This is a genomic window from Pseudomonas nabeulensis (genome assembly GCF_004682045.1).
GTDB classification, from domain to species: Bacteria; Pseudomonadota; Gammaproteobacteria; order Pseudomonadales; family Pseudomonadaceae; genus Aquipseudomonas; species Aquipseudomonas nabeulensis.
In genome coordinates this window covers 37597-50636 of the sequence record NZ_QUZT01000031.1, presented here as the reverse complement: position 1 = coordinate 50636, position 13040 = coordinate 37597, and the positions used below count along the sequence as shown (strand labels likewise).

General features: G+C 60.9%; 12 protein-coding genes. 3 read left to right on the top strand and 9 right to left on the bottom strand.

Annotated features, from left to right (window positions below; genetic code table 11):
- Nucleotides 1-33: 33 nt before the first annotated feature.
- Genes DYL61_RS17220 through DYL61_RS17210 form a run of 3 tightly spaced genes read right to left on the bottom strand, consistent with a single transcriptional unit; the run spans nucleotide 34 to nucleotide 2536 of the window.
- Nucleotides 34-804, bottom strand: a complete 771-nt coding sequence (locus DYL61_RS17220) for a MetQ/NlpA family ABC transporter substrate-binding protein (RefSeq protein ID WP_135309319.1) — start codon at nucleotides 802-804, stop codon at nucleotides 34-36.
- A gap of 50 nt (nucleotides 805-854) precedes the next feature.
- Complete coding sequence (locus DYL61_RS17215) at nucleotides 855-1529, bottom strand: methionine ABC transporter permease (protein WP_105699039.1); 675 nt, start codon at nucleotides 1527-1529, stop codon at nucleotides 855-857.
- A complete protein-coding gene (locus tag DYL61_RS17210; RefSeq protein ID WP_135309318.1) occupies nucleotides 1529-2536 on the bottom strand; it encodes a methionine ABC transporter ATP-binding protein in 1008 nt (335 codons plus the stop codon). The genes DYL61_RS17215 and DYL61_RS17210 overlap by 1 nt, the downstream gene beginning before the upstream one ends.
- A 229-nt stretch (nucleotides 2537-2765) precedes the next feature.
- On the opposite strand from DYL61_RS17210, the gene katE reads away from it, so the two are divergent.
- Nucleotides 2766-4895, top strand: a complete 2130-nt coding sequence (gene katE / locus DYL61_RS17205) for a catalase HPII (RefSeq protein WP_135309317.1) — start codon at nucleotides 2766-2768, stop codon at nucleotides 4893-4895.
- A gap of 103 nt (nucleotides 4896-4998) precedes the next feature.
- Here the strand turns inward: katE and DYL61_RS17200 are convergent, their stop codons facing one another.
- The 4 genes from DYL61_RS17200 to DYL61_RS17185 are packed head-to-tail and all read right to left on the bottom strand — an operon-like array spanning nucleotide 4999 to nucleotide 7804.
- Nucleotides 4999-5718 carry a PA5502 family lipoprotein gene (locus DYL61_RS17200; protein ID WP_135309316.1) on the bottom strand — a complete coding sequence of 240 codons (720 nt, stop codon included), beginning with the start codon at nucleotides 5716-5718 and terminating at the stop codon, nucleotides 4999-5001.
- 37 nt (nucleotides 5719-5755) lie between these two features.
- Entirely contained in the window at nucleotides 5756-6544 is a 789-nt protein-coding gene (gene znuB, locus DYL61_RS17195; RefSeq protein ID WP_135309340.1) for a zinc ABC transporter permease subunit ZnuB, read from the bottom strand.
- A complete protein-coding gene (gene znuC / locus DYL61_RS17190) occupies nucleotides 6537-7322 on the bottom strand; it encodes a zinc ABC transporter ATP-binding protein ZnuC (protein WP_105699044.1) in 786 nt (261 codons plus the stop codon). Before znuC ends, znuB begins: the two co-directional genes overlap by 8 nt.
- A complete protein-coding gene (locus DYL61_RS17185; protein WP_135309315.1) occupies nucleotides 7322-7804 on the bottom strand; it encodes a Fur family transcriptional regulator in 483 nt (160 codons plus the stop codon). The genes znuC and DYL61_RS17185 overlap by 1 nt, the downstream gene beginning before the upstream one ends.
- A 58-nt stretch (nucleotides 7805-7862) precedes the next feature.
- Between DYL61_RS17185 and DYL61_RS17180 the strand changes: the two genes are divergently transcribed.
- A complete protein-coding gene (locus tag DYL61_RS17180; protein WP_135309314.1) occupies nucleotides 7863-8792 on the top strand; it encodes a zinc ABC transporter substrate-binding protein in 930 nt (309 codons plus the stop codon).
- Between the two features lie 65 nt (nucleotides 8793-8857).
- On the opposite strand, the gene DYL61_RS17175 is transcribed toward DYL61_RS17180, so the two are convergent.
- Nucleotides 8858-9811, bottom strand: a complete 954-nt coding sequence (locus tag DYL61_RS17175; RefSeq protein ID WP_135309313.1) for a homoserine kinase — start codon at nucleotides 9809-9811, stop codon at nucleotides 8858-8860.
- A gap of 56 nt (nucleotides 9812-9867) precedes the next feature.
- Complete coding sequence (locus DYL61_RS17170) at nucleotides 9868-10158, bottom strand: DUF2782 domain-containing protein (protein ID WP_105699047.1); 291 nt, start codon at nucleotides 10156-10158, stop codon at nucleotides 9868-9870.
- A 74-nt stretch (nucleotides 10159-10232) separates the two neighbouring features.
- Between DYL61_RS17170 and polA the strand changes: the two genes are divergently transcribed.
- Entirely contained in the window at nucleotides 10233-13010 is a 2778-nt protein-coding gene (polA, locus tag DYL61_RS17165; protein WP_135309312.1) for a DNA polymerase I, read from the top strand.
- The last annotated feature ends 30 nt before the right edge of the window (nucleotides 13011-13040 follow it).

Genomic DNA, 13040 nt, shown 5'->3' with positions numbered 1-13040 from the left:
GTTGATCTCCGGTGTTTGGGAGATCGAGTCAGATCAGAACGCCGGCTTGATCGCGCCTTTGTACTTCTCTTCGATGAACTTCTTCACTTCCGGGGTGTGCAGGGCTGCAACCAGCTTCTTCACCGCATCCGAATCCTTGTTGTCTTCGCGGGTCACCAGGATGTTCACGTAAGGCGAGTCGTTGCCTTCGATCACCAGGGCGTCCTTGGACGGATCCAGCTTGGCTTCCAGCGCGTAGTTGGTGTTGATCAGCGCCAGATCGACCTGGGTCAGCACGCGCGGCAGGGTGGCGGCTTCCAGTTCGCGGAATTTCAGGCCTTTCGGGTTGCCGGTGATGTCCTTGATGGTCGACAGGATGTTCGTCGGGTCCTTCAAGGTGATCACGCCCGCTTTAGCCAGCAGCAGCAGCGCACGGCCGCCGTTGGTGGCGTCGTTCGGGATGACCACGTTGGCACCATTTGGCAGTTCGTCCAGCTTCTTGTGCTTGCTGGAGTAGGCGCCCAGGGGCTCCAGGTGCACCGCGCCGACGCTCACCAGGTGAGTGCCCTTGGCCTTATTGAACTCATCCAGGTACGGCTGGTGCTGGAAGAAGTTGGCGTCCAGGCGCTTTTCCGCCACTTGCACGTTGGGCTGCACGTAGTCGGTGAAGACTTTGACTTGCAGGTCGACGCCTTCTTTGGCCAGTGCAGGTTTCACGAACTCCAGGATTTCCGCATGCGGCACCGGCGACGCGGCGACGGTGATGGTCTCGGCGTGGGCGGAAAACGCAGCAACGGCGGCGAAAGCAACCAGTAGTTTTTTCATCCAACAAGCTCCTTGTTCGGGCATGTGCCGGCGGGGGCCGGCAATGGCCGTTATTTTCGAGAAAAATGCACCACCAGCTTGTCGCCGACGGTTTGCAGAATTTGCACCAGGATCAACAGCATCACCACGGTGACCACCATCACGTCGGTCTGGAAGCGCTGGTAGCCGAAACGGATCGCCAGGTCACCCAGGCCGCCAGCCCCGACGACACCGGCCATGGCCGTGTAGGACACCAGTGTAATCGCCGTCACCGTAATCGCTGCGAAAATGCCGGGACGGGCTTCGGGCAGCAAGGCGTTGGTAATGATCTGGCGCGTGGTGGCGCCCATCGATTGGGTTGCCTCGATGATGCCGCGGTCCACTTCCCGCAGGGCGGTTTCCACCAAGCGCGCGAAGAACGGCGTTGCACCCACGACCAGCGGCGGAATCGCACCGGCCACACCCAGCGAAGTACCGGTGATCAGCACCGTGAACGGGATCATCACGATCAACAGGATGATGAACGGCAGCGAACGCAGGATGTTCACGATCAGCGACAGCAGTGCGTACAGGCCTTTTTGCTCGAACAGTTGGCGCGGGCTGGTGAGGAACAGCAGCACGCCCAGTGGCAAGCCCAGCACCACGGTGAAGAACAGCGAACCGAACAGCATGATCATGGTGTCGCCGGTGGCGAGCCAGATTTCCGACCAGTCGATATTGGCGAAGAAACTCAACAGGACTTCCATTAGCGCAGGACCTCCATGTGGACGTCAGCGGCGGTGAAGCGCGCAAACGCGGCTTCCATGTCGCCACCGGTGACGGCGAGGGTCAATTGCCCGTAGGGGATGTCTTTGATGCGGTCGATACGACCGGCGAGGATGCTGTAGTCCACACCCGTTTCACGGGCGACGGTACCCAGCAGCGGCGCGTAGGTCGCTTCGCCCTGGAACGTCAGGCGCACAATGCGGCCCGGCACATGGGCGAAGTCATCGCGCTGCTCGTTTTCGTCAACCTGCTCGGACTCTTGCACGAAGCGCTTGGTGGTCGGGTGCTTGGGGTGCAGGAACACGTCGACCACCGAGCCTTGCTCGACGATCACGCCGGCATCCATCACCGCCACTTGGTCGCAGACGCGGCGGATCACGTCCATTTCATGGGTGATCAGCACGATGGTCAGTTTCAACTCGCGGTTGATCTCGGCCAGCAGTTGCAGCACCGAGGCGGTGGTCTGCGGGTCGAGGGCGCTGGTGGCTTCGTCGCACAGCAAAATCTTGGGTTTGGTCGCCAGGGCGCGGGCGATGCCGACGCGCTGTTTCTGGCCACCGGACAACTGCGCCGGGTACTTCTTGGCGTGGTCCGACAGGCCGACGCGGGCCAGCAGCTCGGCAACGCGCAGGTCGATTTCGCGGCTGGACAACTCGCCGGCGAGGGTCAGTGGCAGGGCCACGTTGTCGGCAACGGTCTTGGAGGCCAGCAGGTTGAAGTGCTGGAAGATCATCCCGACCTGCTGGCGAAAACGGCGCAGGCCGTTGGCGTCCAAGGCAGTGACTTCTTCGCCGTCGACGCTGATCTGGCCGCCGCTCGGTTCTTCCAGGCGATTGATCAGGCGCAGCAGGGTGCTTTTGCCCGCACCCGAATGGCCGATAAGGCCAAACACCTGGCCGTTCTCGACGGTCAGGCTGGTGGGGTGCAGCGCGGGGATTTCCTTACCGGCGACGCGGTAGGTTTTATGGACGTTATGAAACTCGATCACGTAGCGAACCTTGTGGGGCGCATTGAAAAGGGATCAGCGGTTAGCCGGGCGCGCATTTTAGCCTGTCCATCTAGTGTTTCTTAGCATTTATTTCGTATTCATCCAGCGATTTGGCAATAACGCGATCAAAGGTCATAAAAAAGGAACGGCCCAAAACCCCGTCAGTCACTACTTAAGCAACTCGATTGCCCGGGTGCCGTGCCTGGGTCTGAATAAGGAGTTTTGACTGATGAGCACGAAAAAGCCAAAGAGCGAACTCGCCGGAACCGATACCTTGGACCGTAAGAACACCAACGCCAAATTGCAGGCTTTGGAGGAATTTCGCTCCGATGCCACTGGCCAAGCCCTGCGAACTAACCAGGGTGTAAAAATCTCTGACAACCAGAACAGCTTGAAGGCCGGCGCGCGCGGGCCTTCGCTGCTGGAAGACTTCATCATGCGTGAAAAGATCACGCACTTTGACCACGAGCGTATCCCGGAGCGCATCGTGCATGCCCGTGGTACGGGGGCGCACGGCTATTTCCAGAGTTACGAAAACCATTCGGCACTCACCAAGGCCGGTTTCCTGCGTGATCCAGGGCACAAGACCCCGGTGTTCGTGCGTTTCTCCACCGTGCAGGGCCCGCGCGGCTCCGGCGATACGGTGCGGGACGTACGCGGTTTTGCTGTGAAGTTTTTCACCGACGAAGGTAACTTCGACTTGGTGGGCAACAACATGCCGGTGTTTTTCATACAGGATGCGATCAAATTTCCTGACTTCGTGCATGCGGTAAAACCTGAGCCGCACAACGAAATTCCTACGGGGGGGTCGGCGCACGATACGTTCTGGGATTTCGTCTCGCTGCAGCCGGAGTCGGCGCATATGGTCATCTGGGCCATGTCCGACCGTGCAATTCCGAAAAGCCTGCGCAGCATGCAGGGCTTTGGCGTACATACCTTCCGCTTTATCAATGCCGAAGGCGTCTCCACTTTCGTCAAGTTTCACTGGCGTCCGACGGCGGGGACCTGCTCCCTGGTGTGGGATGAAGCGCAAAAGCTCGCGGGTAAAGATACCGACTACCACCGTCGCGATCTGTGGGAATCCATTGAAACCGGCGATTACCCTGAATGGGAGCTGGGCGTGCAGGTCATTCCTGAAGATAAGGAGCACGCCTTTGACTTCGACATTCTGGACCCCACCAAGCTGATTCCGGAGGAGCTGGTTCCGATCACTCCGCTCGGCAAAATGGTGCTGGATCGCAACCCTGACAACTTCTTCGCCGAAGTCGAGCAGGTAGCGTTCTGCCCCGGACATATTGTGCCGGGCATCGACTTCTCCAATGACCCGCTGTTGCAGGGGCGTCTGTTCTCCTACACCGATACCCAAATCAGTCGCCTCGGTGGCCCGAACTTTCACGAGTTGCCGATCAACCGCCCGGTCGTCCCGTTTCACAATGGTCAGCGCGATGCCATGCACCGCACCGTGATCGATAAAGGCCGCGCCGCCTATGAGCCGAATTCGATTGATGGTGGCTGGCCTAAGGAAGCGCCGGCGGCAGCACAAGACGGTGGGTTCGAGTCGTACTACGAGCGCATCGATGCGCATAAGGTGCGTGAGCGCAGTGAATCGTTCGGCGATCACTTCTCCCAGGCGCGCCTGTTTTTCCGCAGCATGAGCAAACACGAGCAAGAGCACATCATTTCGGCCTACAGCTTTGAGCTGGGCAAGGTGGAGCGTGAGTTTATTCGTGCGCGGCAGGTTAACGAGATTCTGGCCAATATCGATTTGGAGCTGGCCAAGCGCGTGGCTGAAAACCTTGGTTTGCCGGTGCCGAAAAAAGGCACGGTAGAGGAGCGCAAGACCTCGTTGGCACGCTCGCCCGCGTTGAGCCAAGCGAACTTGCTGCCGGCGGATATCAAAACGCGCAAGGTGGCGATCCTGGCGGCGAATGGCGTGGATGGTGTGGCAATTGCTGCGTTGAAGAAGGCGCTGGAGGCTGAGGGCGCGCATGCCAAATTGCTAGGGCCGACGTCGGCCCCGGTAACAGCGGCGGATGGCAAGCGCTTGCCGGTGGATGCATCGATGGAAGGGTTGCCCTCCATTGCGTTTGACGCGGTGTTCATCCCGGGTGGCAAGGATTCGGTGAAGGCGCTGAGCGGCGACGGGGTCGCGTTGCATTACGTCCTGGAAGCGTACAAGCACCTTAAGGCGATTGCCGTCGCCAGTGAGGCGAAGTCGTTGCTGGACCTGCTCAAGCTTGAGGCGGATGCGGGGCTGATCGTGGGGGCGGATGGGAAAGCGTTCAAGGCGTTCTTTGCCGCGATTGGGCAGCATCGGGTGTGGGATCGTGAGCCTAGGGCCAAGGCGATTCCGGCTTAAGCTTTTTGGTTGGCTGTTAGATTGCTATCGGGGGCAAGCCCCCTCCCACACTTTGAATGTGTTCACAGGTCAAAATGTGGGAGGGGGCTTGCCCCCGATGGCTTTATTGAGCCTTGCGCGGAATCAGAACAACCTGCGCCGGAATCTTCTTCAAGATCTGCCGGTGAATCTTCAAGTCATACGCCGAATCAATGCGCTTCACCCGCTTGGTCAGCAGGGTGGAGAGCCACGGGTAATCCTCGGTGCGCGGCACCTGGATGCTCACATCACACTGGTAATTCACCACATCGGTCGCGATGGCATCGAGCTGATGACGCAGTTCCTGGATATCCGTGAGGTTCAGCGCCACGGTGGTGCTTTCTGCCGCCGGGTCGATCACTTTGGCCGCAGGCTTGGCTTCGGCGGCTTTCAAGGCGGCTTCGGCTTTATCCAGCTCGGCTTTGCGGGCGTGGCTGATGGCGCTGTTGACGCCACCGGTCAGCGCGGGGGCCTTGGGCATCAGGGCGCGGGCACGGCTGAGGGCAGTGGCGGCGGCGTTGACATCACCTTTTTGCAGCACGATCTGGCTGCGCTGCAGGTACGCTTCGGCCAACTGGCGCTGGTAAGGCTCCAGGGTCGGGTCGTTGGGCGACTGGGCTTGCAGCGCCGCCAACTCGTCTTCGGCAGTGGCCAACTCGCTGCTGGCCAGGTTTTGCTCCAGCTGTGCGATGGCCGCAGCGCGGGCGTCCGGCGGTTCTGTGGCCGCGGGCGGTGTGCTTTGACAGGCGCCCAGCAGCAGGGAAAATGCGGCAAGGAGCAGATAACGGGAGGTGAACGGCTTCATTCCTGCGACTCTCTATTTGCGCAAAAAGCGAGCAAGTCTACACCCCTCGACGGGGCAGGACAAAACTCAGCAGAAAGAGGGCAGCGGCCGTGACCACAATCGATGGCCCGGCCGGCGTGTCCTTGAACCAGGACAATGCCAGCCCTCCGCACACTGCCAGCATTCCCAACAGACTTGCGCCAATCGCCATTTGCTCCGGTGAGCGAGCATGGCGCTGGGCGGCGGCTGCGGGAATGATCAACAGCGACGTGATCAACAATACGCCGACAATCTTCATCGCGACAGCAATCACCACGGCGATCAGCAACATCAGGGCCATGCGCAGGGTCGGTACGGGCAGGCCTTCGACGGTGGCCAGCTCTTCGTGCACGGTGATCGCCAGCAGGGGTCGCCACAACGCCACCAGCAACACCAGCACCAGGGCGCTGCCGCCGAGGATCCAGGCCAGATCGGTGGTGCTGATCGCCAGCAGATCGCCGAACAGGTAGGCCATCAGGTCGATGCGCACTTCATGCATAAAGCTCAGCACCACCAGGCCCAATGACAGTGTGCTGGGCGCCAGGATGCCCAGCAGCGTGTCCGAGGCCAGCGGCTGGCGCTGCTGCAAGGTCACCAGCAGCACCGCCAGCAGCAGGCAGCCCACGGTCACCGCGATGGTCGGGCTCACATCCAGCAAGAAGCCCATGGCCACGCCCAACAACGCCGCGTGGGACAGCGTATCGCCAAAGTAGGCCATGCGCCGCCATACAACAAACGAGCCCAATGGGCCCGCAACCAACGCCAAAGCCAAGCCTGCCAGCAGGGCGTACAGCAGAAAATCAGCCATGCTTGCAGCCATCTCCATGAACGTGGGTGTGAGGTGCAGCGGGATCATCGACGACAGCGCCATGCAGGTCATGGGCGTGGTCGTGATGGTGGTGGTAGATCGCCAGGCTCTGGGCATTCTTGCCGAACAGTTCGACGAACGCCGGGTCGCCGCTGACCTGTTCCGGGTGGCCGGAGCAGCACACGTGGCGGTTGAGGCATACCACTTGGTCGGTGGTGCTCATCACCAGGTGCAGGTCGTGGGAAACCATCAGCACGCCGCAGCCATGGCGGTCGCGCAGACGGGTGATCAGGCTGTACAGCTCGGCCTGCCCCGCGACGTCGACGCCTTGCACGGGTTCGTCCAGCACCAGCAGTTCCGGTTCGCGCAACAGGGCGCGGGCGAGCAGGACACGCTGCATTTCGCCGCCGGAGATGCTTTGCACAGGGCTGTCGATCACCTGTTCGGCGCCCACTTCCTTGAGCGCAGCCTGGGCGCGGGCGCGGTCCACACCGGGCACCAGGCGCAGGAAGCGCAGCACGGACAATGGCAATGTCGGATCGACGTGTAGTTTTTGTGGCATGTAGCCCACGCGCAGCTTGGGCTTGCGCCATACACTGCCGCTGTCGGGCTTGAGCAGGCCAAGCACGGCACGCACCAGAGTGGTCTTGCCGGCGCCGTTGGGGCCGATCAGAGTGACGATCTGCCCGGGCTCCACGCTCAGCGCGATGTTGTCCAGCACGGCTTGCCCGGCGAACGTGACCCCAACCTGTTCCAGGCGGATTAACGCGTTGCTCATCAAGCCCCCTGGCAACCGGAGCACAGGCCGACCACTTCGACCGTTTGCCCTTCGACGCGGAAACCAACCTCGGCGGAGCTTTTGATGATGGCGTCGCTGATGCTTTTTTGTTCAAGCTCGATGGCGGCGTGGCACTCGCGGCAAATCAGGAATTGGCCTTGGTGTGCGTGTTCCGGGTGGCTGCAGCCGACGAAGGCGTTGAGCGAGGCGATGCGGTGCACCAGGCCGTTTTCCAGCAGGAAGTCCAGCGCGCGGTACACGGTCGGCGGCGCGGCGCGGCGGCCGTCCTGCTCGCTGAGTACGCCGAGAATATCGTAGGCGCCCAGCGGCTTGTGGCTCTGCCACACCAGTTCCAGCACGCGGCGACGCAAGGCGGTCAGGCGCAAACCCTTCTGTGCACACAGGGTATCGGCCTCCGACAGTGCGGTATGCACGCAGTGAGAGTGGTCGTGGGGACGGCTGGCAAGCGGTGTTTTAGGCATGAGCGGCGACAGACATTTGATAGAGACGTTATTATGTTACCCGTTCCTACACCATCGAGTGGTCATCGTGTCCCGACTTTTTCCTGTTTTTGTCGTATTCATCACCAGTTTGTTCGTCGCTGGTGCCGCTCAGGCCGAGGTCAAGGTGCTGACCAGCATCAAGCCGCTGCAGTTGATTGCCGCTGCTGTGCAGGACGGCGTGGCCGTTCCCGAGGTGCTGTTGCCGCCGGGCGCTTCGCCGCATAACTACGCGTTGCGCCCATCCGACGTACGGCGCGTGCAGTCGGCAGACCTGCTGTACTGGATCGGCCCGGACATGGAAAGCTTCCTGCCCCGCGTGCTCAAGGGCCGCAGCTTGCCGACCGTGGCGGTTCAGGATCTTTCGGGGATGAAACTGCGCCGTTTCGCCGAAGATAGCCACTCCCACGCCGATGAAGCCGACGAGCATGATCATGATCACCGTCCAGGCAGCCTGGATGCGCACTTGTGGCTGTCGACAGTGAATGCCCGGGTGATCGCCGCGCGCATGGCGGCCGACCTCAGCGCAGCCGACCCGGCCAATGCCGCGCGTTACCAGAGCAACACCAAGGCGTTCGATGAGCGTTTGGATGCGTTGGATGCCCGTTTGAAAGCGCGCCTGGCATCGATTGGCGACAAGCCTTACTTCGTGTTCCATGAAGCGTTCGATTACTTCGAGGATGCCTACGGCCTCAAGCACACCGGCGTATTCAGCGTTGCCGCCGAAGTACAGCCCGGCGCCCAACATGTGGCCGCCATGCGTACGCGGTTGCAGGAAGTGGGCAAGACCTGTGTGTTCAGTGAGCCGCCGTTGCGTCCGCGTTTGGCCGAAACCCTGGTGGCTGGGTTACCGGTGAAGTTGGCGGAGTTGGATGCGTTGGGTGGGTATACACCGGCTACAGCACAAGGCTATGAGCAGGTGCTGGAGAAGTTGGGCAATGACCTGGCGGGTTGCCTGGAGTCGCTCTAAAGACTGGTGAAAATCAAATGTGGGAGGGGGCTTGCCCCCTCCCACATTTTAATCCCGGTTGTCTGTTAGAGCGCGAACGGCAGTTGGATCGTCACCTGCTGGCGTTGCGACAAGCGGTGCTCAAACTCCGCCGGGTCGTGAATCAACACGTCCTGCCCGGCAAACGATTCAGCCGCGATCAGCCGCGACAACCAAAACCGCACACACGCCACGCGCAGCATGACTGGCCACAATTCGGCTTCCTTCGCGGTAAACGGGCGCAACGCCGCATAGGCACCTAACATCGCGCGAGCGCGCGGCCCCTCGATCACGCCCTCTTCGTCCGAACACCAGTCATTCAGGGCAATCGCCACGTCATACAGCATCGGGCCGGAACAGGCGTTGTAGAAGTCGATCAGGCCTGTGAGGTGCGTGCCTTCGAACATCGCGTTGTCGCGGAACAGGTCGCCGTGGATGTTGGCGCGTGGCAGGGCGAGGATCTGGGCCTTATGGGTTTCGATCTCGTCCAGCGCGTCCTGGAGCAGGCGTTGCGGCACCTCTTCAAGGTGTGAAATCAGCTGAGAACCTTCACTGAGCATCCAATCCAGGCCGCGATCGGTCTTGCGCTCCAGCACCTTGTCGCCTTGCGTCGCGAGGTGCAGATGGCCAAGCAGTTCGCCAACCTGGGCGCAATGCTGAGCGTTGGCCTCCTTGATGTGCTTGCCAGCCAGGCGCGGTTGCAGCAGCGCCGGTTTGCCTTTCAGCTCGCGCAGGGCCACGCCATCGGTGGTGCGCAGGGCGTAGGGCACGGGCAAGTCTGCATCGTGGAGCACGTCGAGCAGTTCGATGAAGAACGGCATCTCCGCCACGGGGCCGCGTTCAACCAGGGTCAGGACAAACTCGCCCTGTTCCAGGCTGATAAAGAAGTTGGTGTTTTCGCTACCGGCGGCAATTCCCTGGAAATCAAGCAGGCGGCCGAGCCCGTAAGGGGCGAGAAAGGTTTCCAGCTCGGGCCGAGCCAGGGGGGTGAACACAGACATGGTTAAAACTGCCAGTACGGGCGCCGCGGTGCGCGGCGCCAATTGAAGTTAAGAAATCATTTCCATTCGAAAATCTTCCATGACGGGATCAGCATATCCGGCTGGTCAGAGCGGATGAAGTTCGCGTCGGTTCCGTCGGCGCGTACCAGGAAATACGGTGGCGCGCCCTTCGGTGTTACCTTGATCGCGTACAGAAACCCGTTTTGGCGGTATTCCTGGATGGTTTTATCGCCTTCCGTGCGAATGGTAACTTCCGGATCGCCCGATGGGGCACTGTCTGCTGCCATGGCAGCCATCGGAGCGAGTGCAATCAAGCCAGTGAACAGCAGGCGATTGAATGTACGCATGATAACCTTGTCCCTTTGTCGTCATTGGTCCGGCTATTCTAGCGCCTGACCCGCCGAAAAGGTTGATCCTGCTCATGAGCCAAGCCCCCCTCGTCCTGGTGGACGGTTCTTCTTATCTGTACCGCGCCTTCCACGCGCTGCCACCGCTGACCACCTCTAAAGGCCTGCCGACCGGTGCGGTCAAGGGCGTGTTGAACATGCTCAAAAGCCTGCGCAAGCAGTACCCGGACAGCCCGTTCGCGGTGGTGTTCGACGCCAAGGGTGGGACCTTTCGCGACGACATGTACGCCGAATACAAGGCCAACCGACCGAGCATGCCCGATGACATGCGCGTGCAAATCGAGCCGCTGCACCAGAGCGTCGTTGCCCTGGGCTTCCCATTGCTGTGTGTCGAAGGCGTCGAGGCCGATGATGTAATCGGCACCTTGGCCCGCAGCAGCGCGGCCGCCAACCGACCGGTGGTGATCTCGACCGGTGACAAGGACATGGCGCAGCTGGTGGACGGGCACATTACCTTGGTCAACACCATGACCGGTAGTTCGATGGACATCGACGGCGTAAAGGAGAAATTTGGCGTCGCTCCGGAGCAGATCATCGACTATCTGGCGTTGATGGGCGATTCGTCCGACAACATTCCGGGCGTTCCGGGCATTGGTCCCAAGACCGCGTCTGGTTTGCTGGTGGGTGTGAATGGTGGGATCAAAGAGCTGTATGAGCAGTTGGACATCGTGCCGACCCTACCGATCCGAGGCGCCAAGACGCTGCCGGCCAAGTTGGAAGAACATCGCGAGATGGCGTTCCTTTCCTACCAATTGGCGACGATCAAGTGCGATGTACCGTTGGAAGTGGGCCTGGATGACCTGCACCTGATCGAGCCGGACCGCGAAAAACTGCTGGAGCTGTACACGCTGCTGGAGTTCAAGAGCTGGATCGATGAGGTTCAGCGCGACGCCAAGCGTGTCGAGCTCAAGGCAGCGCCTGTCGCCGAGGAAGTAGTAGAGAACGCCGCGCCTGTAGAAACGACTTACACCACTGTCCTTGACCAGGCCACGTTCGACCTTTGGTTGAAGAAGCTTGGCGAGGCGAAGTTGTTCGCTTTCGACACCGAAACCACGGGTATCGACGCGCAACAGGCGCAATTGGTCGGCGTGTCTTTCGCCGTGCAACCCCATGAAGCGGCCTACATCCCGCTGACCCATTCCTACATCGGTGCGCCGGAGCAGTTGGACCGCGACACCGTGTTGCTCGCCCTGAAACCGCTGCTGGAAGACCCGACCAAGCTAAAGGTCGGCCAGCACGCCAAGTTCGACATGAATATCCTGGCCAACTGCGCCATCGGTGGTGACCCGGCGCAGGGCATCACCGTGCGCGGCATCGCGTTCGATACCATGCTTGAATCCTACGTGCTGAACTCCACCGCGACGCGGCATGACATGGACAGCTTGGCCAAGAAGTACCTGGATTACGACACCGTCGCCTTCCAGGACATCGCCGGCAAAGGCGCCAAGCAGTTGACCTTCGATCAGATCGCGCTCGAGCAGGCGGGCCCTTACGCTGCCGAAGATGCGGATATCACCTTGCGTCTGCATCAGGAGCTGTTCAAGCAGCTGTCGGCGATCCCGAGCCTGGCCAGTGTGCTGACCGATATCGAGATCCCGTTGGTGCCGGTGCTGGCGCGTATCGAGCGCCAGGGCGCGCTGGTCGACAAGGCGCTGCTGGGTATCCAGAGCATCGAGTTGGGCGACAAGATGGTTGAGCTGGAGCGCCAGGCGTTCGAGATCGCCGGTGAGGCGTTCAACCTGGGCTCGCCCAAGCAGCTCGGTGCGATTCTCTACGAAAAACTCGGTTTGCCGGTGTTGAAGAAGACCGGCAAGGGCCAGGCTTCCACCGCTGAAGAAGTGCTGGCCAAGCTGGCCGAAGATGACTACCCGCTGCCCAAGGTGCTGATGCAGTACCGCAGCATGAGCAAGCTGAAAAGCACCTACACCGACCGTTTGCCGGAGCAGATCAACCCACGGACCGGGCGTATCCATACGTCTTATCACCAGGCCGTCGCGGCGACCGGGCGGTTGTCGTCCAGTGATCCGAACTTGCAGAACATCCCGGTGCGCACCGCCGAAGGGCGGCGCATTCGCCAGGCGTTTGTCGCGCCCAAGGGCTACAAGCTGCTGGCGGCGGACTATTCGCAGATCGAGTTGCGGATCATGGCGCACTTGTCCAAGGACGAGGGCTTGATGAACGCGTTCCGCAACGACCTGGACGTGCACACCGCGACGGCGGCTGAGGTGTTCAAGGTTGAGCTGGCTGAGGTCACCTCCAATCAGCGTCGCAGCGCCAAGGCGATCAACTTCGGCCTGATCTACGGCATGGGTGCGCAAAAGCTGGGCAAGGACATCGGCGTCGACACCAAGACCGCCAAGGCCTACATCGATGTCTACTTCGCCCGCTACCCTGGCGTGCGTGAATACATGGAGCGCACCCGCGCCCAGGCTGCCGATCAGGGGTATGTCGAAACCTTCTTCGGGCGTCGTCTGTACCTGCCGGATATCAACTCCAACAAGCCACAGGAGCGTGCGGCAGCCGAACGTACCGCAATCAACGCACCGATGCAGGGGACGGCGGCGGACATCATCAAGAAGGCGATGGTGTTAGTGGATAACTGGCTGACCGAGTCTAGCCTGGATGCCAAGGTGATCCTGCAAGTGCACGACGAACTGGTGCTTGAGGTGCGTGAGGATCTGGTGGCGCAGGTCAGCGAGAAGATTCGCGAGCACATGAGTGCGGCGGCGAAACTGGATGTGCCTTTGGTGGTGGATGTGGGCGTAGGTGATAACTGGGACGAAGCGCACTGATTGCGCGGGCTCTGCCATCGCCTCGGGTGG

Bases quoted from the DNA above. Each gene is read 5' to 3' on its own strand.
- DYL61_RS17200 (WP_135309316.1), bottom strand. From the start codon at position 5,718: ATGAAGCCGTTCACCTCCCGTTATCTGCTCCTTGCCGCATTTTCCCTG.
- DYL61_RS17170 (WP_105699047.1), bottom strand. From the start codon at position 10,158: ATGCGTACATTCAATCGCCTGCTGTTCACTGGCTTGATTGCACTCGCT.
- DYL61_RS17215 (WP_105699039.1), bottom strand. From the start codon at position 1,529: ATGGAAGTCCTGTTGAGTTTCTTCGCCAATATCGACTGGTCGGAAATC.
- DYL61_RS17220 (WP_135309319.1), bottom strand. From the start codon at position 804: ATGAAAAAACTACTGGTTGCTTTCGCCGCCGTTGCTGCGTTTTCCGCC.
- polA (WP_135309312.1), top strand. From the start codon at position 10,233: ATGAGCCAAGCCCCCCTCGTCCTGGTGGACGGTTCTTCTTATCTGTAC.
- DYL61_RS17185 (WP_135309315.1), bottom strand. From the start codon at position 7,804: ATGCCTAAAACACCGCTTGCCAGCCGTCCCCACGACCACTCTCACTGC.
- DYL61_RS17175 (WP_135309313.1), bottom strand. From the start codon at position 9,811: ATGTCTGTGTTCACCCCCCTGGCTCGGCCCGAGCTGGAAACCTTTCTC.
- znuB (WP_135309340.1), bottom strand. From the start codon at position 6,544: ATGGCTGATTTTCTGCTGTACGCCCTGCTGGCAGGCTTGGCTTTGGCG.
- katE (WP_135309317.1), top strand. From the start codon at position 2,766: ATGAGCACGAAAAAGCCAAAGAGCGAACTCGCCGGAACCGATACCTTG.
- znuC (WP_105699044.1), bottom strand. From the start codon at position 7,322: ATGAGCAACGCGTTAATCCGCCTGGAACAGGTTGGGGTCACGTTCGCC.